General features: G+C 69.1%; 21 protein-coding genes. 19 read left to right on the top strand and 2 right to left on the bottom strand.

Annotated features, from left to right (window positions below; all coding sequences use genetic code 11):
* The first annotated feature begins 107 nt into the window (after positions 1–107).
* From FX134_RS05195 to FX134_RS05165, 7 genes are all read left to right on the top strand, one after another.
* Entirely contained in the window at positions 108–2,285 is a 2,178-nt protein-coding gene (locus FX134_RS05195; RefSeq protein ID WP_080798618.1) for an EAL domain-containing protein, read from the top strand.
* 232 nt (positions 2,286–2,517) lie between these two features.
* Complete coding sequence (gene fsa, locus FX134_RS05190; RefSeq protein ID WP_080798615.1) at positions 2,518–3,180, top strand: fructose-6-phosphate aldolase; 663 nt, start codon at positions 2,518–2,520, stop codon at positions 3,178–3,180.
* Entirely contained in the window at positions 3,177–4,898 is a 1,722-nt protein-coding gene (gene rho / locus FX134_RS05185) for a transcription termination factor Rho (protein ID WP_080798612.1), read from the top strand. Before fsa ends, rho begins: the two co-directional genes overlap by 4 nt.
* Before the next feature lie 137 nt (positions 4,899–5,035).
* Entirely contained in the window at positions 5,036–6,100 is a 1,065-nt protein-coding gene (sppA, locus tag FX134_RS05180; RefSeq protein ID WP_080798609.1) for a signal peptide peptidase SppA, read from the top strand.
* Positions 6,081–8,108: a methionine--tRNA ligase gene (locus FX134_RS05175; RefSeq protein WP_080798606.1), complete on the top strand. Its 2,028-nt coding sequence runs from the start codon at positions 6,081–6,083 to the stop codon at positions 8,106–8,108. The genes sppA and FX134_RS05175 overlap by 20 nt, the downstream gene beginning before the upstream one ends.
* A gap of 14 nt (positions 8,109–8,122) precedes the next feature.
* Positions 8,123–8,617: a ribonuclease HI gene (gene rnhA / locus FX134_RS05170; protein ID WP_080798603.1), complete on the top strand. Its 495-nt coding sequence runs from the start codon at positions 8,123–8,125 to the stop codon at positions 8,615–8,617.
* Positions 8,618–8,774: 157 nt separating this feature from the next.
* Complete coding sequence (locus FX134_RS05165; RefSeq protein WP_080798601.1) at positions 8,775–9,893, top strand: coiled-coil domain-containing protein; 1,119 nt, start codon at positions 8,775–8,777, stop codon at positions 9,891–9,893.
* A gap of 15 nt (positions 9,894–9,908) precedes the next feature.
* On the opposite strand, the gene yihA is transcribed toward FX134_RS05165, so the two are convergent.
* Complete coding sequence (gene yihA / locus FX134_RS05160) at positions 9,909–10,490, bottom strand: ribosome biogenesis GTP-binding protein YihA/YsxC (protein WP_080798599.1); 582 nt, start codon at positions 10,488–10,490, stop codon at positions 9,909–9,911.
* Positions 10,491–11,034: 544 nt separating this feature from the next.
* On the opposite strand from yihA, the gene rpsB reads away from it, so the two are divergent.
* From rpsB to rpmE, 12 genes are all read left to right on the top strand, one after another.
* Positions 11,035–11,868, top strand: a complete 834-nt coding sequence (rpsB, locus tag FX134_RS05155; protein WP_080798597.1) for a 30S ribosomal protein S2 — start codon at positions 11,035–11,037, stop codon at positions 11,866–11,868.
* A gap of 61 nt (positions 11,869–11,929) precedes the next feature.
* On the top strand, positions 11,930–12,790 hold the full coding sequence (gene tsf / locus FX134_RS05150; protein ID WP_080798594.1) for a translation elongation factor Ts: 861 nt from the start codon (positions 11,930–11,932) through the stop codon (positions 12,788–12,790).
* A gap of 149 nt (positions 12,791–12,939) precedes the next feature.
* Entirely contained in the window at positions 12,940–14,226 is a 1,287-nt protein-coding gene (murA, locus tag FX134_RS05145) for a UDP-N-acetylglucosamine 1-carboxyvinyltransferase (RefSeq protein WP_080798591.1), read from the top strand.
* A gap of 11 nt (positions 14,227–14,237) precedes the next feature.
* A complete protein-coding gene (locus FX134_RS05140) occupies positions 14,238–15,728 on the top strand; it encodes an LCP family protein (RefSeq protein WP_080798587.1) in 1,491 nt (496 codons plus the stop codon).
* A 109-nt stretch (positions 15,729–15,837) separates the two neighbouring features.
* A complete protein-coding gene (locus FX134_RS05135; RefSeq protein WP_080798584.1) occupies positions 15,838–16,071 on the top strand; it encodes a NifU family protein in 234 nt (77 codons plus the stop codon).
* A gap of 11 nt (positions 16,072–16,082) precedes the next feature.
* Positions 16,083–16,376 (top strand): hypothetical protein, encoded by a 294-nt coding sequence (locus FX134_RS05130; protein WP_080798581.1) that lies wholly within the window; start codon positions 16,083–16,085, stop codon positions 16,374–16,376.
* A 145-nt stretch (positions 16,377–16,521) separates the two neighbouring features.
* Positions 16,522–16,740 (top strand): UDP-N-acetylmuramoylalanyl-D-glutamate--2,6-diaminopimelate ligase, encoded by a 219-nt coding sequence (locus FX134_RS05125; RefSeq protein ID WP_080798578.1) that lies wholly within the window; start codon positions 16,522–16,524, stop codon positions 16,738–16,740.
* A gap of 54 nt (positions 16,741–16,794) precedes the next feature.
* Positions 16,795–17,628: a prolipoprotein diacylglyceryl transferase gene (lgt, locus tag FX134_RS05120; RefSeq protein ID WP_080798573.1), complete on the top strand. Its 834-nt coding sequence runs from the start codon at positions 16,795–16,797 to the stop codon at positions 17,626–17,628.
* Between the two features lie 57 nt (positions 17,629–17,685).
* On the top strand, positions 17,686–18,066 hold the full coding sequence (locus tag FX134_RS05115) for a desulfoferrodoxin family protein (RefSeq protein WP_080798569.1): 381 nt from the start codon (positions 17,686–17,688) through the stop codon (positions 18,064–18,066).
* Positions 18,067–18,327: 261 nt separating this feature from the next.
* The gene (gene rhaD, locus FX134_RS05110; RefSeq protein ID WP_080798566.1) at positions 18,328–19,233 is read left to right on the top strand and encodes a rhamnulose-1-phosphate aldolase; all 906 of its coding nucleotides are present in this window, start codon (positions 18,328–18,330) and stop codon (positions 19,231–19,233) included.
* Between the two features lie 30 nt (positions 19,234–19,263).
* Entirely contained in the window at positions 19,264–20,745 is a 1,482-nt protein-coding gene (pyk, locus tag FX134_RS05105; RefSeq protein ID WP_080798563.1) for a pyruvate kinase, read from the top strand.
* 169 nt (positions 20,746–20,914) lie between these two features.
* A complete protein-coding gene (rpmE, locus tag FX134_RS05100; protein ID WP_080798560.1) occupies positions 20,915–21,385 on the top strand; it encodes a 50S ribosomal protein L31 in 471 nt (156 codons plus the stop codon).
* Positions 21,386–21,479: 94 nt separating this feature from the next.
* Here the strand turns inward: rpmE and FX134_RS05095 are convergent, their stop codons facing one another.
* Entirely contained in the window at positions 21,480–22,628 is a 1,149-nt protein-coding gene (locus FX134_RS05095; protein ID WP_080798556.1) for an ABC transporter substrate-binding protein, read from the bottom strand.
* Between the last annotated feature and the right edge of the window lies 1 nt (position 22,629).

Here is a 22,629-nt window from a genome sequence, read left to right as displayed (position 1 = left end):
GGGGTTTCCCCGCCAAAAAAGCCAACCTTCCACGTAGGGGTTGCGGCGATCGCTGACCGGGCCGATAATACCGTGATCTCAGTATGGTGTAGGATAGGAAGGTCGGCATGGCCGTGACCGGGAAACACGCAAACGCCGCCAACGGCGGGCTTCAGGGCCCGGCGCGCCTCGACTCGCTCACGGGTCTCCTGTCAAAGGAAGCGTTCTTCGAGGAAGCCTCCTCCTGGCTGCCTTGCGCCTGCGACCCCTGCGTCGTCTGCTTCGACATCGACCACTTCAAGCTGCTCAACGACCTCTACGGGCTCGAGCGCGGCGACGAGCTGCTGCGCTTTTTCGCCGGCGCCCTCAAGGAGCGCTTCTCTCCCGACGGCTGCCTTCCGCTCGCGCGCCTCGCCGCCGACACGTTCGCCCTGTGCACCGAGGCCCTCGATCCCCGGTCGGTCGAGAGCGCGCTCATCGACATCGCGTCGGCCTGCCCGCTCGGCGTGGACGCCATCTTCCGCGCGGGCATCTACCTCGTCGAGGACTCGCGCCAGGCCGTCAGCGTCATGTGCGACCGGGCCGTCATCGCCCTGCGCACGGTGAAGGGCAGCTACTTCGACCGCGTCGCCCGCTACGATCCGGGCATGCGCGAGGAGCTGCTGCGCGAGCGCGCCGTCGTCTGCGGCATCGAAGCCGCGCTGCGCGAGGACCGCATCGTGCCGTTCTTCCAGCCCAAGTGCAACATGCGCACCGGCGCGGTGGTGGGCGCGGAGGCGCTCGTGCGCTGGCTCGACCCACAGCGCGGCATCGTCCCGCCCCTCGAGTTCATCCCGCTGCTCGAGCGCAACGGCCTCATCCGCTCGCTCGACGTGCGCGTGTGGGAGAAGGCGGCCGAGTGGATACGCGGCCTGGTCGATCGCGGCGTGCGCCCCGTGCCCGTTTCGGTGAACGTGTCGCGCGCCGACATCTACCTGATGGACGTGCCCGCCGAGCTCGAGGGCATCGCCGCGCGCTACGGCATCGATCCGTCGCTTCTGGAGGTGGAGATCACCGAGAGCGCCTACTCCGAGCGCCCCGACCGCATCGTCGAGGCCATCGACGCGCTCGCCGAGCGCGGCTTCACGGTGCTCATGGACGACTTCGGCAGCGGCTACTCGTCGCTCAACATGCTCAAGGACATCAACGTCGATGTGCTCAAGATCGACCTGCGCTTCCTCGACCGCGACGACCGCCGCAGCAAGGATATCATGGAGTCGGTCATCCACATGGCGCGCTGGCTCGACCTGCCGGTCATCGCCGAGGGGGTGGAGACGCGCTCGCAGGTAGACTTCCTTTTGGACGCGGGCTGCGCCTACGGGCAGGGCTACCACTTCGCGCGCCCGATGAGCGCCGAGGACTTCGCGAAACGCCTCGAGCACGGCGCGGGCGTCGACTACGAGAGCCGTCCGCTTGAGGAGGCCCGCCGCCCCATCCTCGACTTCAAGGACCTGCTGCACGAGAACATGATCAGCGACCGCGTGCTCGAGAACATCATCGGCGCGGTGGCGCTCTACACCTACGCCGACGGCGACGTGCGGTTCCTGCGCGGCAACCTCGCCTACCGCCGCCTGTTCTCGCCGTTCGAGCGGGAGCAGGGCGCGGCCTCGGAAGGCGGCAGCGTGCTGCCCTTCCTGCACGAGGACGACCGCGCGCCCTTCCTCGATGCGGCCCGCGCCGTCGTCGAGTCGTGCCCCGACGACGGGGTTGAGGTGGTCGTGCGCCGCGAGGGCGAGGGCATGCTGCGCTGGTGCAAGGTGCGGCTGTTTTTGCTCAACGGCGGCGGGGAAGCGGCCACCCTCTACGGCACCGTCGCCGACGTGACGGCCCACATGGAGGACCTCGAGGCCCTGCGCGTGAGCGAGCGGCGCTTCGAGCTGGCCATGGAGGCCACGAGCCTCGTGGTGTTCGAGCTCGACATCCCCACGCGCACCGCCCGTTACTCCGAGTTCGTCCGGCGCGCCTTCGGCCTTACGGCCACGGCCGTCGCCGCGCCGGAGGGCTTCATCGAGCAGGGCACGGTGGCCGAGGAGTCCGTCGACGAGTTCCGCGGCGTCTACGAGGCCATCTACGACGGCGCCGAGCGCGCCTCCGCCGTCATCCGCGCGCACATGGGCGACGGCTCTATCGCGTACAACCGCGTCACGCTCATGGCGGTCCGAAGCGGGTCGGGCGCTCCCGACAAGGCGGTCGGCCTCGTGGAGAACGTCACCCGCGAGCGCACGATGGAGCTCTCCCTCGAGCGCCTCAGGCGCATCGCGAGCTGACGCTTCGGCGTCCCATGGGCGCGCATCTGCACCGATCCGTCAGCGCGCCTCCATCGCAATTACACGAACGACCCGGCTTTTCGCTTGAACGACGGGGGAACATGCGATACCATGAACCCCAGTTCATATCCTTTCAAGGAAGAAAACCCATCACATTGCACCTCTTCTCACGGAACCCATGCGCGCATTCCCGCGCGTTTCAAGCCGAAAGCCAATGCATAAGGAGGACTGGGTGAAGTTTTTTCTCGACACCGCCGATCTCGCTGAGATCGAAGAGGCGGCCAGCTGGGGCGTGCTCGCGGGCGTGACCACGAACCCGACGCTGTACGCCCGCACGGGCGGCAAGCTCGCCGATTTCCACAACCACATCAAGCGCATCTGCGAGATCGTCGACGGCCCCGTGTCGGCCGAGAGCGTCGCCATGACGCGCGACGAGATGGTCCGCGACGGCCGCGAGCTGGCCGCGCTGGCCCCGAACGTGGTGGTGAAGCTGCCCACCATGATCGAGGGCCTGGCCGCCACCAAGCAGCTGGCCGCCGAGGGCATCCCGGTGAACATGACGCTGTGCTTCACCGTGCCGCAGGCCATCATGGCCGCGCGCGCCGGCGCCCGCTACATCAGCCCGTTCGTGGGCCGCTTCGACGACATCTCCGAGGACGGCATCAGCCAGCTGGCCGACGTGGTCACGGCCGTGGGCAACTACGACTTCGGCCACGACGTGGAGATCATCGCCGCCTCGGTGCGCAGCGCGAACCACGTGGCGCAGGCGGCCCTCATGGGCGCCGACATCGCCACCGTGCCCTTCGGCGCGCTCAAGAAGTGCGTGCAGCATCCCCTGACCGACCGCGGCCTCGAGGCGTTCCTCAAGGACTGGGAGAAAGTGCAGAACGCATGAGCGAGAACGAATCAGCCACCATGGCGCCCGAGGCCCCCGCGCCGGCCGCCAAGCCGACGCGCCGCCGCTCCACGAGCGTGAAGGCGAAGGCCCCGGCCGAGAAGGCCCAGCCCGCCAAGGCCGCGGAGGCCAAGCCGGCATCCGAGCCCAAAGCCGACGCGCCCGCCCCCGCGCAGCGCCCCGCGCGCCAGCCGCGCAAGTCCGTGAAGGCGGGCGGCCAGAGCGCCCCGCAGCAGCAGGGCGGCAACACCGCCAAGCGCCCCGGCCAGAACTCGAGCGGCCGCAACCAGGGGCAGGGCAACCAGAACCGCCAGAAGCAGAACGGCGGCCAGCGCCAGAACAACGCGGGCAACAAGCAGGGCGGCAGCAACCAGAACAACCGCCGCCAGCGCCGTCCGCACGAGAACAACCGCGGCCCCCGCGAGATGCAGCCGAGCGTCTCGCGCGAGGAGCTGGCCAAGCTCAAGGTGGCCGAGCTGCGCGAGAAGGCCGCCGAGCTCAACGTCGACGTGACGGGCCTCAAGAAGGCCGAGCTCGTGGAGGCCGTCTTCAAGGCCAGCGTCAAGGCCGAGGGATTCATCGAGGTGTCGGGCATCCTGGACATCCTCGCCGACGGGTACGGGTTCCTCCGCACGCAGGGCTACCTGCCGAGCGAGTCGGACTGCTACGTGGGGCTTTCCACCATCCGCCGCAACGGCCTGCGCAAGGGCGACCTCGTGGCCGGCCAGACGCGCCCGGCGCGCGAGAACGAGAAGTACGCCGCCATCCAGAAGGTCACGGCCGTCAACGGCACGCCCGTCGAGGAGCTCGGCGCCCGCGTGCGCTTCGGCGACCTCACGCCGGTCTACCCGGACGAGTGCCTCATCATGGAGCACGGCAAGAACACCATCACGGCCCGCGTCATCGACCTCGTGAGCCCCATCGGCAAGGGTCAGCGCGGACTCATCGTGAGCCCGCCCAAGGCCGGCAAGACCACCATCCTGAAGGATATCGCGGCCGCCATCAGCGCGAACAACCCCGAGGTGCACCTCATGTGCCTGCTCGTGGACGAGCGCCCCGAAGAGGTCACGGACATGGAGCGCTCCATCAAGGGCGAGGTCATCTCCTCCACGTTCGACATGCCCACCGAGAACCACATCGCCGTGTCCGAGCTGGTCATCGAGCGCGCCAAGCGGCTCGTGGAGTGCGGCAAGGACGTCGTGGTGCTGCTCGACTCGCTCACCCGCCTCGCGCGCGCCTACAACCTGGCGCAGCCCGCGTCGGGCCGCATCCTGTCGGGCGGCGTCGACTCCACGGCGCTCTACCCGCCCAAGCGCTTCCTCGGCGCCGCGCGCAACATCGAGCATGGCGGCAGCCTCACCATCCTGGCCTCGGCGCTCGTCGACACGGGGTCGAAGATGGACGAGGTCATCTTCGAGGAGTTCAAGGGCACCGGCAACATGGAGCTCAAGCTCGACCGCAACCTGGCCGACCGCCGCATCTTCCCGGCCATCGACCCGGTGGCCTCCGGCACCCGCAAGGAGGACCTGCTGCTCGAGCCGCAGGAGGCGCCGCTCATCTGGGCCGTGCGCCGGATCCTCGCCAACACCAACAACACCGAGCGCGCCATGGACATGCTCATCAAGTCGCTCAAGCAGACCGACACCAACCAGGAGTTCCTGGTGCGCACCGCGAAGAAGGCCCAGCACAGCAAGGCGGACGGCAGCATCGAGTTCTAGCCGCCCCGCCGCCGCCCGCCCGGCAAGGCGGCCCGCGCGCAGCCCGCTCATGGAGAACCGCCGAGGAACCGCGCCCCCGTGGCGCGGTTCCTCGCAGCGTGCGGTAGTATGGTCGCACGCTCGAACGAGGAGGATGCATGTCCCAAGACAACAGCAACTGGCAGCAGCAGGTGTGGCAGCAGCCCGCCCCGCAGCAGCCCGCTCCGCAACCCGCGTACGGCGCCCCGCAGCAGCCGTACCCGCCCCAGCAGCCTAAGAAGAGCCGCGGCTGGATCGTCGCGCTCGTGTGCGTGCTCTGCGTGTTCGCGCTCCTGGCCATCGGCATGCTTTCGTGCACGTCCATGATGGCGTCTTCGTTCGGATCGTTCGGCTCCCTCGCCGCCGCCGACGACGTCGACTACCTCACGCAGGACGCGGTGGCCGTCATCGACATCGACGGCACCATCCAGTACGACGGCACCACCGCGAGCCCCGAGGGCCTGAAGAAGCAGCTCGACCGCGCCGAGGAGAACAACCGCATCAAGGCGGTCGTGCTGCGCGTCAACTCCGGCGGCGGCACCGCCACGGCGGGGGAGGAGATGTCGGCCTACGTGCGCGAGTTCTCCGAATCCACCGGCAAGCCCGTCGTGGTGTCGAGCGCGTCGATCAACGCGAGCGCCGCCTACGAGATATCCTCGCAGGCCGACTACATCTACACGGCCAAGACCACGGCCATCGGCTCCATCGGCACTGTCATGCAGGTGACCGACCTGACGGGACTCCTGGAGAAGCTCGGCATCTCGGTGGATAACATCGCCAGCGCCGACAGCAAGGACTCCAGCTCCGGCACGCGCCCGCTCACCGAGGAGGAGCGCGCCTACTACCAGGCCCAGGTCGACCAGATCAACGCCACGTTCATCCAGACCGTGGCCGAGGGCCGCGGCATGGGCGAGGACGAGGTGCGCGCGCTGGCCACCGGCATGACGTTCACCGGCATGGAGGCGGTCGACAACGGCCTGGCCGACGAGATCGGCACGAAGGAGGACGCGGTGGCCAAGGCGGCCGAGCTCGCGGGCCTGTCGCACTACGCGACCGTGAGCCTGCGAGAGGAGATCGACGGCCTGTCGAGCCTGCTCGGCCTCATGTCCGAGAACGAGATCACCACAGACGAGATAGCCCGAGCGCTGAAGGAGCTGGAAAACGATGGCAGCATCGCGCGGTAACCATGAGCGGACCTCCTGGCCCAAGCGGGCCGTCGTCACGGCGGGCATGCCCTACGGCAACAAGCCGCTGCACTTCGGCCACATCGCCGGCGTGTTCGTGCCGGCCGACGCCTTCGCGCGCTTCCTGCGCGACCGCATCGGCGCGGCCAACGTGCGCTTCATCAGCGGCACCGACTGCTTCGGCTCGCCCATCAACGAGGGCTACCGCAAGCTCGTGGAGGCCGGCGAGTTCGACGGCACCATCGAGGAGTACGTGCTCAACAACCACGCCGCCCAGAAGGCGACGCTCGACTCCTACGGCATCAGCCTGGACATCTACGAGGGCTCCAACATCGGCCACTCCGGCGACGTGCACCAGCTCATCAGCGAGAAGTTCATCGAGAAGCTGCACGAGAACGGCCACTTGCAGCGCCGCAGCACGCTTCAGTTCTACGACCCCGAGGCGAAGACGTTCTTGAACGGCCGCCAGGTGGTCGGGCGCTGCCCCGTGCAGGGCTGCAAGTCCGAGCACGGCTACGCCGACGAGTGCGACCTGGGGCACAGCTACGCGCCGGAGGACCTCATCGCGCCGAAGTCGTCCCTCACGGGCGTCGAGCCCGAGATGCGCCCGGTGGAGAACTGGTACTTCGACCTGCCCGCGTTCGCGGAGTTTTTGCGCGCGCACGTGGAGGCGCTCGAGGCCAACCCGGACGTGCGCGCCATCGTGCCGCAGGCCATCAAGGAATTCCTGGCCCCGCCGGTCGTCTACATCAAGAACGACGCGCGCGAGGCGTACGAGGCCGTGGCCGCCGACCTGCCGGCCCACGAGCTGCGCGAACCTGAGAAGGGCAAGCAGAGCTTCGAGATCGAGTTCGCCGACATCGACGCGCGCGACGCGGCCCGCGAGGTGCTCGGGCGCGCGGGCATCCGCTTCCGCACCGGCAAGGCGCTCGTGCCGTTCCGCATCACGGGCAACATCGAGTGGGGCGTGAAAGCCCCGGTCATCGACGGGCTCGAGGGGCTCACCGTGTGGTGCTGGCCCGAGAGCCTGTGGGCGCCCATGTCGTTCACCATGGCCGTGAACGACCAGCGGGGCATGCCGCGGGGCAGCTGGCGCGACTGGTGGTGCTCGAAGGACGCCGAGGTGTTCCAGTTCATCGGCCAGGACAACCTGTACTTCTACGGCGTGGCGCAGCCGGCCCTCATCGAGGCGCTGCGCCCCGGCGACATCCTCGCGCCCGGCGTGACGGAGAACCCCATCCGCCAGACCACGCTCGTGGCCAACCACCACATCCTGTTCGGCGACAAGAAGGCCTCGTCGTCGGGCGCCGTGAAGCCGCCCACGGCCGACGAGCTTCTGGACCACTACACCGTCGAGCAACTGCGCGCGCACTTCCTGGCGCTCGGGCTGGACCAGAAGTCGGTGGGCTTCAAGCCCAAGCCCTACCTGGCCACCCCCGAGGAGCTGGCCGACACGCGCGTGGCCGACCCGGTGCTCAAGGAGGGCGCGCTGCTCACCAACGTGTTCAACCGCCTGGCCCGCAGCTGCTTCTACGAGGCGCAGAAGAACTTCGAGGGCTACCTGCCGCTCGGCGAGGTGAGCGGGGATGTGGTGGAGAAGGCCCACGCGACGCTGGCCGCCTACGACGCCACGATGCGCCGTGCGGAGCTGCATACCATCATGTCCATCATGGACGAGTTCATCCGCTGGGCGAACAAGCGCTGGACCGACGGCATCCGCGAGGCGGAGCTCGCCGGCGACGACGAGGCGCGCCGCCAGGTGCTCGTGGACTCGTTCTACCTCCTGCGCGTGGCGACGCTGCTCATGCACCCCGTGGTGCCCTCCGGCGCGGAGAAGATCTGCGACTACCTGAGCTTCGAGTTCGACGAGTTCTTCAGCTGGAACTACGACTTCGAGGACGTCGACGAGCTGTGCAGCGCCGGCGAGCTGGCCGAACGCCGCCACCGCATCCGCGAGCTGCCGCCCCGCTTCGACTTCTTCGAGAAGCACCCGAGCCAGTACAAGTGACGCGAAAGGCGCGCATGCTTCACGTAGACATCTTCACCGACGGCGCGGCTCGCGGGAACCCCGGCCCCGGCGGCTACGGCGCGGTCATGCGCTTCGTCGACCGCAACGGCCGCGTGCATGAGAAGGAGCTCTCGCAGGGCTTCGAGCGCACCACCAACAACCGCATGGAGCTCCTCGGCGTGATCGCGGCCTTCGAGGCGCTCAAAAGCCCCTGCGACATCACGCTCTACTCCGACTCGCAGTACGTGGTGAACGCCTTCAACCAGCACTGGGTGGACGGCTGGCTCAAGCGCGGCTGGAAGAACGCCAAGAAGGAGCCCGTGAAGAACGTCGATCTGTGGAAGCGCCTGCTCGCGGCGAAGCGGCCGCACCAGGTGGAGTTCGTGTGGGTGAAGGGCCACGCGGGCCACGCGGAGAACGAGCGCTGCGACGAGCTGGCCACGGCCGCGGCCGACGGCGAGGGCCGCGTGCGCGACGAGGGCTTCGAGCGCGCAGGCGGCATGCTGTAACCTCCGGTTGAGGCCTGCGCCGCTGTGCCGGCATCGTGGCTGATGGGAGGCGTGTCGATCGTGTAGTGATCGGCTCACGCTTCGGAAACGCCCGGCCTGTTCTGCTACACTGGACGCCAGCACGCACACGCATCGAACGCACGTGGAGGTACCTCGCATGCAGAAGCCCGTTTCCCTCGCCCGCCCCTTCGGCATCCTGGCGATACTCGCCGCCATCCTCATGGCGGCCGTTCTCGTCGCCCCGACGCCGGCGCACGCCGACCCGTCGTCCGCCGAGAAGCGGGCCGAGGCGCAGGCCGCGCTCGCGACCCTCGACTCCATGCAGTCGACGCTCGAGCAGGCGGCGGACGCCTACGACGAGGCCCTCGCCGCGCAGGCCGAGGCGGAGGCGAACCGCGACGAGGCCCAAGGGCGCATCGACGAGGCCAGCGCGCAGATCGCCGACGTGCAGGAGCGCCTCGCGGCGCGCGCGAGCAGCATGTACCGCACGGGCGGCAGCTCGTTTCTCGACCTTCTGCTGGGCTCGGCCACCTTTCAGGAATTCGCCACCAACTGGGACCTGCTCAACGCCGTGAACCGCAACGACGCCCAGCTCGTGCAGCAGGCGAAGGATCTGCGCGCCGAGATCGAGGACCAGCAAGCGACGTATGCCGAGCAGGCGCGCGTGGCCGCCGATAAGGCCGACGAGGCCAAGCGCAAGAAGGACGAGACGGCCTCCACCATAGCCGCCATGCAGGCCACCTACGACGGCTTGGACGCCGAGGCCGCCGCGCTGCTCGAGCAGGAGCGCGAGGCCCAGCGCGCCGCCGAGGAGGCGCAGGCGCAGTCCGTCGTCGAGGCCGCCATCGAGCAGGCCGAACGCGACAACGGCAACGGCAACGGCGACACGTCGGATCCCAGCCCCGCCCCGAGCCCGTCGCCGGCTCCCGAGCCCTCCTACAACGAGCCCATCGCCGGCTCGGTGGTGGAGCGCGCCTACAGCCAGATCGGCAAGGCCTACGGCTACGACGACCCGAGCTACGGCGCCGGGCCCTCCGCGTACGACTGCTCCGGGTTCGTGTCGTTCTGCCTGAGCGGCAGCTACTCCCGCATGGGAAGCACGCTCACGTTCCTTGCCTGGCCCCGCGTGGACAACCCGCAACCCGGCGACGTGGCCGTGAACGAGGGCCACTGCGGCATCTACGTGGGCGGCGGCATGATGGTGCACGCGTCCACCTACGGCGTGGGCGTCATCGAGGGGCCCGTGCAGGCCGGCATGGTGTTCGTGCGCCCGTAGCGGGTCGCGCGGGGCCTAGCGCACGGCGGCCTTGATGAGCGAGCGCAGCTCGTCGATGCCCGTGCCCTTCTCCGACGAGGTGACCACCACGGGCACGTCGGTTGCGAGGCGCAGCTGCTTTCTGATGGCGGCCTTCTGCTTCATCTGCTGCTGGCGCGAGAGCTTGTCGGCCTTCGTGAGCGCCACGGCGAAGGGCAGCTCGGCCTCCTGGAGGAACGCCACCATGTTCTCGTCGAGGGCCGACGCCGCGTGGCGGATGTCCACGAGCGACACCACGAGCGCGAGCGCGCGGTCCTGGCTGAAGTAGCCCTCGATGAGCTCCGACCAGCGCTCCTTCTCCGATTTCGACACCTGGGCGTAGCCGTATCCCGGCAGGTCGACGAAGCGCACGCCGTCGCACGCGAAGAAGTTGATCGTGGCCGTCTTGCCGGGCGTCTGCGACACCTTCGCCAGGCCCTTGCGGTTGAAGAGCTTGTTCAGAAGCGACGACTTGCCCACGTTCGAGCGCCCGGCGAAGGCGATCTCGGGCAGGGTGGAGGCCGGCAGCTGCGACGAGACGCCGAACGAGCGCTCGAAGGCCACGTTGTTGATGTTCATGCGCGATGCTCCTTAGCGGGGCGGGGGACGATGCAGCGTCCATGGTACCCGAAAAGCCCCGCGCGGGGAGCGTGAACCTCCCGAACCCCACCCGAGCTACGCACGGCCGGCCTTGCGCGGGAGGCGCGGTGCAATGTGCGCGAGTTATGCACCCTTGCGGAGCGGAAAAGGCCCGGAAAATGCAATGTCGTCGAGTTATGCACCCCTTCGGAAGCCGTTTTCGAGAAATGGCGCGTGGCAGGGAATGGCCGACCTGGGGTTTTTCTGCGGACCGATTCCGCTTCGCTTCCCAAAGGGCGCGTTTTCCCGCGCGCAGGGGTGCATAACTCGCCTACATTGCAGGGCAGGGCCGAACCCGACCCTCCTCGAGCCCGCACGCACGTGTGGATATTCGAGAAGCGCTTGCAATCCCTTCGCGCTGTGGTAAGATTCAACGGTTTCTAATTACGCATGCTCGCGCGACCCGCTCCGCCAGTGGCCAACCGAAAAAGGCTGCGGAGTCCGGGGATGACCGCGGGCAGAGGACTAACGAATGGAGAGAGTCATGACGAAAGTCAGCATCAAGACGCTGCTCGACGCGGGCAGCCACTTCGGCCATCAGACGCGCCGTTGGAACCCCAAGATGAAGCCGTACATCTTCGGCAGCCGCGGGGACATCTACATCATCGACCTCAAGCAGACGCTCGTGGGCCTCGACCAGGCGTACACGTTCGTGTCCGAGCTGGCCAAGAAGGGCGGCACCGTGCTGTTCGTGGGCACGAAGAAGCAGGCCCAGGAGGCCGTGGCCGACGCCGCCAACAAGTGCGGCATGCCCTACGTGAACGCCCGCTGGCTCGGCGGCATGCTCACGAACTTCGTCACCATCCGCTCGCGCGTGACCCGCATGGAGGAGCTCGAGGCCATGGAGGCCGACGGCCGCATGGCGGTGCTGCCGAAGAAGGAGCAGATCCTGCTGCGCAAGGAGCTCGGCAAGCTGCAGACCAACCTCAACGGCATCCGCAACATGAAGCGCACGCCCGACGCCATCTTCGTCATCGACACGAACCGCGAGGCCATCGCCATCCATGAGGCCCGCCGCCTCTCCATCCCCGTGGTGGGCACGCTCGACACCAACTGCGACCCGGATGACGTCGATTTCGGCATCCCGGCCAACGACGACGCCATCCGCTCCGTGCGCCTGCTTGCCGACTTCGTGGCCGACGCCGTCGTGGCGGGCGTGGGCGTGCCGGTGACGGCCGCCGAGATGGGCGCCGAGGCCGAGGCCGCTGCCGCTCCTGCCGAGGCCGCCGCTCCGGCCGCTGCCGAGGCTCCGGCCCCCGAGGCCGCCCCTGCCGCCGAGGCTCCCGCTGCCGAGGCTGCCGCTCCGGCCGCCGAATAGCCCTACGAACACCACCGTTTTTGCTGCGGGACCGCGCGTCCCGCCGAGAGAAAGGAACACCGTGGCTGAGATCACCGCTTCCCTGGTCAAAGAGCTCCGCGAGATGACCGGCGCCGGCATGATGGAGTGCAAGAAGGCGCTCGTCGAGGCCGAGGCCGATCTCGAGAAGGCCGTCGACGTCCTGCGCACCCGCGGCCTGGCCGCCGTCGCCAAGAAGGCCGGCCGCGCCACCAACGAGGGCACCGTCATGGCCATCGTCTCCGACGACGCCGCCAGCGGCGCCGTCGTGGAGCTGAACTGCGAGACCGACTTCGTGGGCATGAACGACAAGTTCAAGGCCTACGCCGAGAAGATCGCCAAGGCCGCGCTCGCCGCCAAGCCCGCCGACCTCGAGGCCCTCAAGGCCGCCGACGCCGAGGGCGAGACCGTGGAGGCCGTCGTGACCGACGCCATCCACACGCTCGGCGAGAACATCCAGCTGTCCCGCTTCGCGGTGGCGGAGGGCGGTGCCGTGTCGTCCTACATCCACGGCGGCGGCAAGATCGGCGTGCTCGTGCAGTTCGACGTGCAGGGCATCGACCCCGCGTCCGCCGAGTTCAAGGCCTTCGGCCGCGACGTGGCCATGCAGGTGGCCGCCGCCTCGCCGGTGTCCGCGACCCGCGAGTCCGTCGACCCGGCCGTGGTGGAGCACGAGAAGTCCATCTACATGGCGCAGGCCGCCGAGTCCGGCAAGCCCGAGGCCATCCAGGAGAAGATGGCCGTCGGCCGCCTGGAGAAGTTCTTCAAGGAGAACGTGCTCACCGAGCAGGCTTACGTGAAGAACCCCGACCAGACCGTGGCCGACTACACCGCCGAGACGGCGAAGAGCCTCGGCGGCGAGATCAAGATCGTCGACTTCAAGCGCTTCGTGCTGGGCGAGTAGTCCGTCCCGCCAGCCGTTCTGCTTTCGTTGTGAAGGCCCGCCTTGCGCGGGCCTTCGCTTTCTATAATGGACCGACGACGAACCGCACGCGCCGCTACGCGTGTTTCATAGGCGAGGACAGGCCCGCGTCCGGGCCCGGAGGGGTTTTCATGGCTGAAGAGATCATCATCGTGCAGGGCACCAACACGCTGGCCGGAGAGGTGTCCGTGTCGGGCGCGAAGAACTCCGCCCTCAAGCTCATCGCGGCCGCGCTGCTCGGCCGGGGGCGCACGCTCATCCGCAACGTCCCGCTCATCTCGGACATCGAGATCATGTCGGAAGTGCTGCGCTGCCTCGGCGCCACGGTGGAGCGCGACGGGCACACCCTCGTCGTGGACACCGGCGCGGTGGAGGAGCACGAGACGCCCTACGAGCTCGTGTCCAAGATGCGCGCGAGCATCTCGGTGCTCGGCCCGCTCATCGGGCGCTTCGGGCGCGCCCGCGTCGCCATGCCGGGCGGCTGCCAGATCGGCGCCCGCAAGATCGACATGCACCTCGTGGGGCTCGAGGCCATCGGCGTCACGTTCGCCATGGACCACGGCTTCCTGGAGGCGGAGACGCCTGAGGGTCTGCGCGGCGCGCACGTCGTACTCGACTTCCCGAGCGTCGGCGCCACGGAGAACCTGCTCATGGCCGCCGTCGTGGCCGAGGGGACGACGGTCATCGAGAACGCCGCGCGCGAGCCCGAGATCGTCGACCTCGCCAACATGCTCGTCGCCATGGGCGCGCGCGTGGAGGGCGCCGGCTCGGCCATCATCGAGGTGGAGGGCGTCGCCTTAGACGAGATGCATCCCTGCGAGCACACCACGGTGGGCGACCGCATCGAGGCGGGCACGTTTTTGGCCGGCGGCGCGCTCACGGGCGGGCCGGTCACCGTGCGCGGCATCGACCCGTCGTATCTGCGCGTGGCCCTCATGAAGCTCTCGTCCATGGGCTGCGACGTTCAGACGGGCGAGGACTGGGTCACCGTCTCGCGCACGCGCCCGCTCGAGCCCATCGACATCCAGACGCTGCCGCACCCTGGCTTCCCCACGGATCTGCAGGCCCAGTTCATGCTGCTCGCGGCGCGTGCCGACGGCATGTCGGTCATCACGGAGAACGTGTTCGAGAACCGCTTCATGTTCGCCAGCGAGCTCATGCGCATGGGCGCCGACATCGCCATCGAGGACCACCACGCCCTCGTGCGCGGCGTGGACGTGCTGCAGGGCGCCGACGTGTCCTCCACCGACCTGCGCGCCGGCGCGGCCCTCGTGCTCGCGGGCATCGGGGCCGAGGGGGAGACGCGCGTGCACAACATCGGGCACATCGACCGCGGCTACGAGGACTACGTGGGCAAGCTGGCCTCGCTCGGCGCCGACGTCGTGCGCACGACGGTCGGCGAGCCGTCGGGCCGCTGAGGGACGTTCGCATGCCGAACCACCGCAAGAAGGGCTTCACGGCGACGCAGTCGAAGCTCACCTCCCGCCGCCTACGCTCGGCGACGGTCGGCACGCACGTGCCGCGCCGCTCCCACCAGGGCATGAACGGCGCGTCCATGGGGTTCTCGAGCCCGCGCAAGCAGAAGCGCGCCGCCCGCGGCTACGTGGACACCATCCTGCCCTCCACGTCCACCCGCGAGAGCTCCTCGCAGTACTCCCGGCGCGTGAGCAGGCGCGAGTTCACCGACGAGGTGCGCCGCCGCGCGCGGGTGCGCCGTATCGTCGTGGCCGCCGCGTGCCTGGCCGTCGCGCTCTGCGCCGCCGCGATCGTGGGCGCGGCCACGTTCTTCGGGTCGCTCGACGCCAAGATGTCGCTCGGGGACTCCGACGCGTCCTCCGCGCTCGTCGCGGCGAAGTCGGGCGAGCCGTTCTACGCGCTCGTGGCCGCCGACCTGGACGAGGCGGGCGTCGCCGGCGGCGTGCCCGGCCCCGACGCGCTCGCGCTCGTGCGGGTGGACCGCACGGCCCGCACGGCCACCGTCGTGTCGATCCCCGCGACGCTGCAGGTGGCGCTCAAGGACGGCGAGCCCCACCAGCTGCGCGACGCGGCGGCCGAAGGGGACGCCTCGCTCGTGTCCGCGGCGGCCTCGTTCGCCGGCGTGAGCGTATCCCACCTGGTCAAAGTCGATGCGGCGGGTGTGATGCGCCTCGTCGACGCGGTGGGGGGCGTGGAGGTGGACGTCGCCGAGGAGGTGGACGACCCGACGGCGGGCGACGTGTACCTTCCCGCCGGCCGCCAGCAGCTCGACGGCCGCAGCGCGCTCACGCTCCTGCGCGCGTCGAACTTCGAGGGCGGCCTGGAGCGGCAGGCGGCCAACCAGCGCTCCGTGCTCTCGGCGCTCTCCGTGAAGCTGTTCGGCGACGGCACGCTCGGCTTCCTCGCGCTGTTCGACGGCCTCGACGGCGCGTTCAAGACCGACGTGGGCGCCGCCGACGCGCTCTCGCTCGCCGACGCGCTGCGCGGCATGGACGAGGCCGCGGTGCGCGGCGCGCTCGTGCCGGGGTACGAGACGGAGCGTGACGGCACCGCGTTCTATATGGCCTCGTCGGACGCGTGGACGGCCATGATGGAACTCGTGGAGGCGGGGGAGGACCCCGTGGTCGAGGAGCAGGCGCCCCTCGTCGATCCGGCCAGCTTCACCATCACCGTGCGCAACGGCTCGGACATCGCGGGCGGCGCGGCCCAGCTCGCGGCCACGCTGGGCGATCGCGGCTTCGACGTGACCGAGACGGGCAACACCGACGTGTACGCCGCCTACGACGAGACGCTCATCGTGTACAACGACGACAAGTTCGAGGGCGCCGCGCAGACGGTGGTGAATGCGCTCGGGTTCGGGCGCACGGTGCCGGGCAGCGGCTTCTACACGTTCGAGACCGACGTACTCGTCGTGCTCGGCAAGGACTGGAAGCCCACGGCGTAGCGCGCCGCAACCGCATTCTGTCCGCTTTTCGCGGGCGCTGCGAACGCGGCGCGCGCCCTGTGGTAGAATCGGCACCTGAAAACAACCATTTCGGAGAAGGGAAGATACTATGGTGGAGAAGAACGACGTGGCGGCCGTGCTCGAGCTCATCCGCCCGAGCCTGCAGGCCGACGGCGGCGACGTGCGCCTCGTGGACGTGGACGCGGACGGCGTGGTGTCCGTGGAGCTGCAGGGCGCCTGCAAGGGCTGCCCGATGTCGCAGATGACGCTGGCCAACGGCGTCGAGCGCATCCTCAAGGAGCGCGTGCCCGGCGTGACGAAGGTCGTCCCCGCGGACCTGTAGGAGGCGGCGATATGGCGCAGTGTTGGGAGCGCCGCGGCTGCGACGAGGAGATGAGGTCGCGCTGCCCGCACAACGTACCCGGCGAGCCGTGCCCTGCCGACTGCCGGTTCGCGGCCTGCGTGCGCGACACGCACGTGGTGTGCCAGGACTTCAACGTCCTGCTCAATCCCGCGCGCGACTACGACGCGGCGGTCAAGGAGGTGTGCCGCTTCTGCGAGCACTTCCTCGAGAACGGCCCCGATGTGGCCGATCGCAAGGACGACGGCCCGGCGCGTCAAGGCAACCCGAACCGGTTTTTGCTGTAAGAAGAGCGGCCGCCCCCGGGCGGCCGCTCTGCGCTGGACGTGACGTCCCGTCTCACCCGCCGCCCGCATTCGCGGGAGCGCGTGCGGTGGGTTCTGCTACAATGGGGGAAAGGAAGCGAGCCGGCGAGCGAAGGAGCGTGAGACGATGAGTTATGGCGTGACGTGCCCCGCATGCGGCGAGAACGGCCTCGACGTGTGCCGCTACGACTCCATGCTCGTGGTGAGCGCCGACCTCGCCATGTTCACGCTGCGCTGCCCCCGATGCGGCGCAACCGTGTCCAGCATGCAGCATATCCCGCAGAAGCTGCGCGACGAGGTCCGCTTCGCCGCCATCGAGGTGGGTGCGGGAATGGGTTCGGACTAGGGGTTCCGCCGCTGTTCTTGCCGGCGGAGCCGTTTTTTCTCGCGAAGGAACGACATGCTCAACGACATCTACCAGTCCCTCGATCCCGTCGCGTTCTCGGCGGGGCCCTTCGCCGTGCGGTGGTACGGCATCGCCTACGTGCTCGGCTTCGTGTGCGCGGCCCTCGTCATCTGGCGCGTCGCCCGCCGCTGGCGCGTGCGCGTGGACGTGGACTCGCTGCTCACCATCATGTTCTGCGTCATCATCGGCGTGATCGTGGGCGGGCGCCTCGGCTACGTGCTCTTCTACGGCGACGGCTTCTACCTGGCCCATCCCGAGAAGATCCTCGCGTTCAACGAGGGCGGCATGAGCTTCCACGGCGGGCTCATCGGCGCGCTTCTGGCCGGCATCGTGGCGGCCAGGTTCACGAACATCCCGTACCTCACGCTGGCCGACCTCGGCTGCATCGGCGCGCCTCTGGGCCTGCTGTTCGGCCGCCTGGCGAATTTCGTGAACGGCGAGCTGTGGGGCGCGCCCACCGACGCGGCCTGGGGCGTGGTGTTCGGCGGCGCGGCGGGCACGATGCCGCGGCATCCCTCGCAGCTCTACGAGGCGCTTCTGGAGGGCGTCGTCATCTTCGCCGTGCTCTACCTGCTCTCGCGCAAGCAGCCGCCTCGGCCGCGCGGCACGTTTCTGGGCCTGTTCCTCGTCATGTACGGCAGCTTCCGCTTCCTCGTGGAGTTCGTGCGCGAGCCCGACGTGCAGCTGGGGTATCTGTGGGGCGGCTGGCTCACCATGGGGCAGCTTCTGTCGGTGCCGCTCATCCTGGTGGGCGCGGGCGTGCTCGTTTATGCGCTTGTCGTGAAAAAGCCGCAGCAGGGCCTTCCAGAAATGCAACAGAGTGAGTAACATATACGCGAACGACCGAACGAACCGATTCACGCAAACGATGAAGGGGGAACTCCCATGGATCTGAAATTCTACCGCTGCGCCCACTGCGGCAACGTCGCCATCAAGCCGTTCGACGCCGGGGTGCCCATGATGTGCTGCGGCGAGCAGATGGCCGAGCTCACCGCCAACACCACCGATGCCGCGCTCGAGAAGCACGTGCCGGTGGTGCGCGTCGACGGCGCGAACGTGCACGTCGAGGTGGGAAGCGTGCTGCATCCCATGACGCCGGAGCACTACATCACGTTCATCTGCCTGGTCACGAAGAGCGGCTACCAGATCCGCGAGCTCACCCCGGAGGACGCCCCCGTGGCCGACTTCGCCCTGGCCGAGGGCGACGAGGCGCTCAAGGTGTACGAGTACTGCAACCTCCACGGCCTCTGGGTCGCCGAGGTCTAGGCGCTCCGCTCCAACCGACGCACGACGCGCCCGTCCCGCCTCGCGGGGCGGGCGCTTTCACGTGGGGGCCGATAACGCCGACGCCTCTCACGCACGCGCCCCGCCGGGGCGGAAGGGCGGGGCGCTCCCTTCGGCATCCGCCTTTGGAGCTTGCGTCGGGACGGCCGGATGCGGGCGGGCCCCATGCTACAATCGTCCCGTGAATCGAAGCGCGCGCGGCCGCCCGGCCCGGCGCGCGGCCGCCGCAGACGGGAGGACGTCATGGGATTTCTCGATAACGCACAGGAGATGCTGGACAAGGGCGTGTCGGTTGCGAAGGGCGCCGTGTCGGGCGTGGCGGTGGAGCAGCAGGCGTTCGCGAAGGCGTTCGTGCGCTTGTGCGCCGACGGCTACGCGCAGGGCTGGCACGAGGGCAACGGCGGCAACCTGTCGTACCGCCTGAAGCCCGAGGACGTGGCGTCGTGCCGCTCGTTCTTCTACGACAACCCGAGCTCCTGGGTGCCGCTGGGCGCGCAGGCCGACAACCTGCGCGGCGAGTTCTTCATGGTCACGGCCGCCGGCGCCCACCTGCGCGCCGTGCCGCTCGACCCGGACGCCGCGGCCGGCATCGTGGAGGTGAGCCCGGCGGGCGACGCGTGGCGCATCGTGTGGGGCTTCAAGGACGGCGCGGTGCCCACGAGCGAGTTCGCGAGCCACGCGGCCGTCCATTCCGTGCGCAAGGAGGTCACCGGCGGCGCCGATCGCGTGCTCTACCACGCGCATCCCGCCGACGTCGTGGCGCTCACGAGCGTGCTGCCGCTCGATTCGCGCACGTTCACGCGCACGCTGTGGAAGGTGCTCTCCGAGGGTATGGTCGCGTTCCCGCGCGGGCTGGGCGTCGTGCCCTGGATCGTGCCGGGCGGCCCCGAGATCGCGCGCGCCACGGCAGACGCGATGCGCGGGTTCGACGCGTGCGTGTGGGCGCATCACGGCGCGTTCTGCCCCGGCCACACCTTCGACGCCGCCTTCGGCCTCATGCAAGCCATCGCGAAGGCCGCGTCCGTCTACGCGACGGCGCGCGCGATGAACGGCGGCGACGGCGAGCTTCCCAACATGATCCCCGACGAGGGGCTGCGCGGCATCGCCGAGGCCTACCGGCTGCCCGTGAACGAATCGTTTCTGGCGTAAGGCCCGGCAAAAGACGGGGAAGGGGGGCCTATGGCCCGAAGGACGAAGATCGTGTGCACGCTGGGTCCTGCGGTCGACGACGAGGAGGCGCTCGAGGCGCTGATCGGGGCCGGCATGGACGTGGCGCGCCTCAACTTCTCGCATGGCACGCACGACGAGCACCGCGCGCGGATGGAGCGGCTGCGGCGGGTGCGGGAGCGCCTGGATCTGCCGTGCGCCATCCTGCTGGACACGCGCGGGCCGGAGATCCGCACGGGCCCCCTGGCCGGCGGCGCCCCGGTGCGCCTCGAGGAGGGTGCCGAGCTCGTGCTCGTCGAGCGCGACGTGGAGGGCACGGCGCGCCTCGTCTCGCAGTCGTGCGCGGGGCTCTCGCGCGCGGTTTCGCCCGGCACGTCCATCCTCGTGGACGACGGCCTCATCGAGCTGCGCGTGGAGGGCGTGGACGGCGCCGACATCCGCTGCACCATGATGAACGCGGGCGAGCTGGGTGAGCGCAAGTCGGTGAACCTGCCCGGCACCGCGGTGCCGCTGCCCGTGATGACCGAGCAGGATCGCGCCGACCTCCTGTTCGGCATCGGGCAGAAGGTGGACTTCGTGGCCGCCTCGTTCGTGCGTGATGCCGAAGGAGTGCGCGCCATCAGGCGTTTCTTGGACGAGAACGGCGGGGCGGGCATCATGCTCGTCGCCAAGATCGAATGCTCGGAGGCCGTGGAGGACTTCGACGCCATCCTCGAGGCGTCCGACGGCATCATGGTGGCGCGCGGCGACCTGGGCGTTGAGGTGGCCCCCTACCTCGTGCCGCACATCCAGAAGGAGATCATCCGCGCGTGCAAGCGCGCCTCGAAGCCGGTGATCACGGCCACGCAGATGCTCGAATCGATGGTGCGCAACCCGCGCCCCACGCGCGCCGAGGTGGGCGATGTGGCCAACGCCGTGTACGACGGCACCGACGCGGTCATGCTGTCGGGCGAGACGGCGATGGGCGCGTATCCCGTCGAAGCCGTGCGCGTGATGGCGCGCGTGGCCGAGGCGAGCGAGCCCTACCTCTACGACGAGGCTGCGCCCGACCGCAGCCGCGTGCACGCCCGGGTGTCGCTGGCCGTGGGGATGGCCGCCGTGCAGACGGCCGAGACGCTGGAGGCCGCCTGCATCGTGGCGCCCACGATGTCGGGGCGGACGGCGCGCCTCATGTCCAACCTGCGCCCGCGCGTGCCCGTCTTCGCCGTCACGCCGAACGCGCGCGTCATGCGCCAGCTGCAGCTGAGCTGGGGCGTCACCCCCATGCTGGGCGACGTGCAGGGCGACATGCGCCACATCATCGACGACGCGCGGGAGGCCGTCGTGCGCCGCGGGCTGGTGAAGCCCGGCGACGTGGCCGTGCTCACGGTGGGCGATCGCTCCACGAGCCCCGTGGAGCCCGGCATCGCGCGCGGCGAGGACGAGGCCGTGGCCACGAACGCCCTCTACGTCGTGCAGGTGCATGCCGAGGGCGAGGACGTGGACCGCTTGTGACCGTCGCAACTTGCATTCGCCCGCGAGATGTGGCGCAGGCCCAGCATGGCGGGTTTCCGCAGCAGTGAAATTCTGCGGAATCTCGTTCGCTTCGACGCGGACTGTGCTATAGTGCAAAGGCTTGTCTTCGCCTTGGTCGGAAACCAAGGCCCGTAAAGGAGAACCAGAAATGAAACAGGGAATTCATCCGGAGTACGTGGAGTGCACGGTGAAGTGCAGCTGCGGCAACACCTTCACCACCATGTCCACGAAGTCGGAGCTGAAGATCGACATCTGCAACGTGTGCCATCCGTTCTACACCGGCCAGCAGCGCTTCGTCGACACCGGCGGGCGCGTGCAGCGCTTCGCCGACAAGTTCGGCAGCGCGAAGGACGTCGTGGCCGAGCGCGAGGCCGCGAAGAAGGCCGCGAAGGCCGCCGCCGTCGCCGAGGCCGAGGCCAAGAAGAAGGCCGAGCGCGAGGCGAAGGCCGCCGAGAAGGCCAAGCGCGCCGAGGAGTTCGCGAAGAAGGCCGAGCGCGACGCCGCCAAGGCTGCCGCCGCCGAGGCCGAGGCCGCTGCCGAGGAAGCCGCCCCCGAGGCGACTCCCGAGGAGGCCGCCGCCGTCGACGCCCTCGTCGAGGAGGCTCCGGCCGCCGAGTAGCCCTCGGATCGCACTTTTCTCGCACGAACGACGAACGCCCGGCATCGCGCCGGGCGTTCGCTGCGTTCAGGGACGGTTTTCGGGGCCGTTCGCCCTACGCCAACGGACGCGCGTGGGGCGCGATCTCCTGGAACTCGGCCTCGGAGAGATCGTAGCCGTAGAACGTCTTGAAGTAGCCTGCCGTCACGTCGTACATATCGTCGCTGTACTGGTCGGGGTACAGAAGGCGCGGCAGCCACTGCATGCCGAGCACCTGGTTCACGGTGGGCGGGTTGTTGAGCCAGCACCATGGCGTGCCCGGCACTTCGTACACCTGGCCGTTCTTCACGGCGTCCAGGTCGGCGAAAGCCGCGTCCGTGGCCACGGAGCTGTAGATGCTTCCCTCCTGGAACAGGATGACCTGCGGGTTCCAGAGTGCCAGCTGCTCCAAGCTTATCTCCACGCCGCTTCCGCTGCCGCTCACCTTGCCCAGGTCGGCCACGTTGTCAGCCACGAGGTCCACCACCTGGCCCTGGTAGGAATTCTTCGCGATGGTGTTCGTTCCCTTGTCGCCCAGAAGGTACGCCACCTGCGCGCGCTCGCTTTCGGGGATCTTCGCCATGGTGGCAACCGTCTCATCGTAGGCCTTCTTGCAGTAGTCGGAAAGCTCCGCGCCGCGCTCCTCCATGCCCAAAAGCTCGCCGAGCTTCTCGTAGGCGGCTCCGTAGTCCTCCATCTTCGTCTCCACCATCACCACGGGGATGCCCAGCTGCGTTTGCAGCGTGTCCAGGTCCTCCGCGATGCCCTCCTTCAGCTCGCCGGTGTCGATGAGTATCTGTGCGCCGGAGGCGGCCACGGCCTCCTTGTTCAGGTCGCCCTTCGAGCCGAACGCCGCGCCCGTCACGGGCAGGTTGGCGTAGTCGGCGCCCAGGTACTTCGCCTGGTCGTCGGTGAGCTCGGTGGAGATGGTCACCATCTTCTCGGGCGCCATGGTGAGTAGGATCTGGGTGGCGGTGTGGCCGGCGGGGGCGATCCTGTCTATCTGCGCGGGCACCTCCACGGTGCGGCCCGCCGAATCCGTGAACGTGCGGGTCTCGCTCGCGGCCGGCTGCTCGGCCTGGGCGGCGCCGTCGCCGGCGGGGGCGGCGTCCTGCTGCGGCTGGCTCTGCGCGCAGCCGCCCAGCGCGAACGCCAGCCCCAGGCATGCCGCGCACGCCGCCAAACGCAACGACCAGGCCTTTCTCGTGCTCATCTTCCCTCCCATG

It is taken from the genome of Arabiibacter massiliensis, assembly GCF_902386925.1.
Classification (GTDB): Bacteria; Actinomycetota; Coriobacteriia; order Coriobacteriales; family Eggerthellaceae; genus Arabiibacter; species Arabiibacter massiliensis.
The sequence above is the reverse complement of the archived record's forward strand: the minus strand, read 5'-3'. Positions and strand labels throughout refer to the sequence as shown.

Excerpts from the sequence above, each read along its gene's own strand:
- yihA (WP_080798599.1), bottom strand. The coding sequence starts at position 10,490 with ATGAACATCAACAACGTGGCCTTCGAGCGCTCGTTCGGCGTCTCGTCG.
- rho (WP_080798612.1), top strand. The coding sequence starts at position 3,177 with ATGAGCGAGAACGAATCAGCCACCATGGCGCCCGAGGCCCCCGCGCCG.
- sppA (WP_080798609.1), top strand. The coding sequence starts at position 5,036 with ATGTCCCAAGACAACAGCAACTGGCAGCAGCAGGTGTGGCAGCAGCCC.
- FX134_RS05125 (WP_080798578.1), top strand. The coding sequence starts at position 16,522 with ATGAGTTATGGCGTGACGTGCCCCGCATGCGGCGAGAACGGCCTCGAC.
- FX134_RS05130 (WP_080798581.1), top strand. The coding sequence starts at position 16,083 with ATGGCGCAGTGTTGGGAGCGCCGCGGCTGCGACGAGGAGATGAGGTCG.
- rhaD (WP_080798566.1), top strand. The coding sequence starts at position 18,328 with ATGGGATTTCTCGATAACGCACAGGAGATGCTGGACAAGGGCGTGTCG.
- lgt (WP_080798573.1), top strand. The coding sequence starts at position 16,795 with ATGCTCAACGACATCTACCAGTCCCTCGATCCCGTCGCGTTCTCGGCG.
- FX134_RS05095 (WP_080798556.1), bottom strand. The coding sequence starts at position 22,628 with ATGGGAGGGAAGATGAGCACGAGAAAGGCCTGGTCGTTGCGTTTGGCG.
- rpmE (WP_080798560.1), top strand. The coding sequence starts at position 20,915 with ATGAAACAGGGAATTCATCCGGAGTACGTGGAGTGCACGGTGAAGTGC.
- FX134_RS05175 (WP_080798606.1), top strand. The coding sequence starts at position 6,081 with ATGGCAGCATCGCGCGGTAACCATGAGCGGACCTCCTGGCCCAAGCGG.
- FX134_RS05165 (WP_080798601.1), top strand. The coding sequence starts at position 8,775 with ATGCAGAAGCCCGTTTCCCTCGCCCGCCCCTTCGGCATCCTGGCGATA.
- pyk (WP_080798563.1), top strand. The coding sequence starts at position 19,264 with ATGGCCCGAAGGACGAAGATCGTGTGCACGCTGGGTCCTGCGGTCGAC.
- FX134_RS05140 (WP_080798587.1), top strand. The coding sequence starts at position 14,238 with ATGCCGAACCACCGCAAGAAGGGCTTCACGGCGACGCAGTCGAAGCTC.
- rnhA (WP_080798603.1), top strand. The coding sequence starts at position 8,123 with ATGCTTCACGTAGACATCTTCACCGACGGCGCGGCTCGCGGGAACCCC.
- FX134_RS05115 (WP_080798569.1), top strand. The coding sequence starts at position 17,686 with ATGGATCTGAAATTCTACCGCTGCGCCCACTGCGGCAACGTCGCCATC.
- FX134_RS05135 (WP_080798584.1), top strand. The coding sequence starts at position 15,838 with ATGGTGGAGAAGAACGACGTGGCGGCCGTGCTCGAGCTCATCCGCCCG.
- rpsB (WP_080798597.1), top strand. The coding sequence starts at position 11,035 with ATGACGAAAGTCAGCATCAAGACGCTGCTCGACGCGGGCAGCCACTTC.
- FX134_RS05195 (WP_080798618.1), top strand. The coding sequence starts at position 108 with ATGGCCGTGACCGGGAAACACGCAAACGCCGCCAACGGCGGGCTTCAG.
- murA (WP_080798591.1), top strand. The coding sequence starts at position 12,940 with ATGGCTGAAGAGATCATCATCGTGCAGGGCACCAACACGCTGGCCGGA.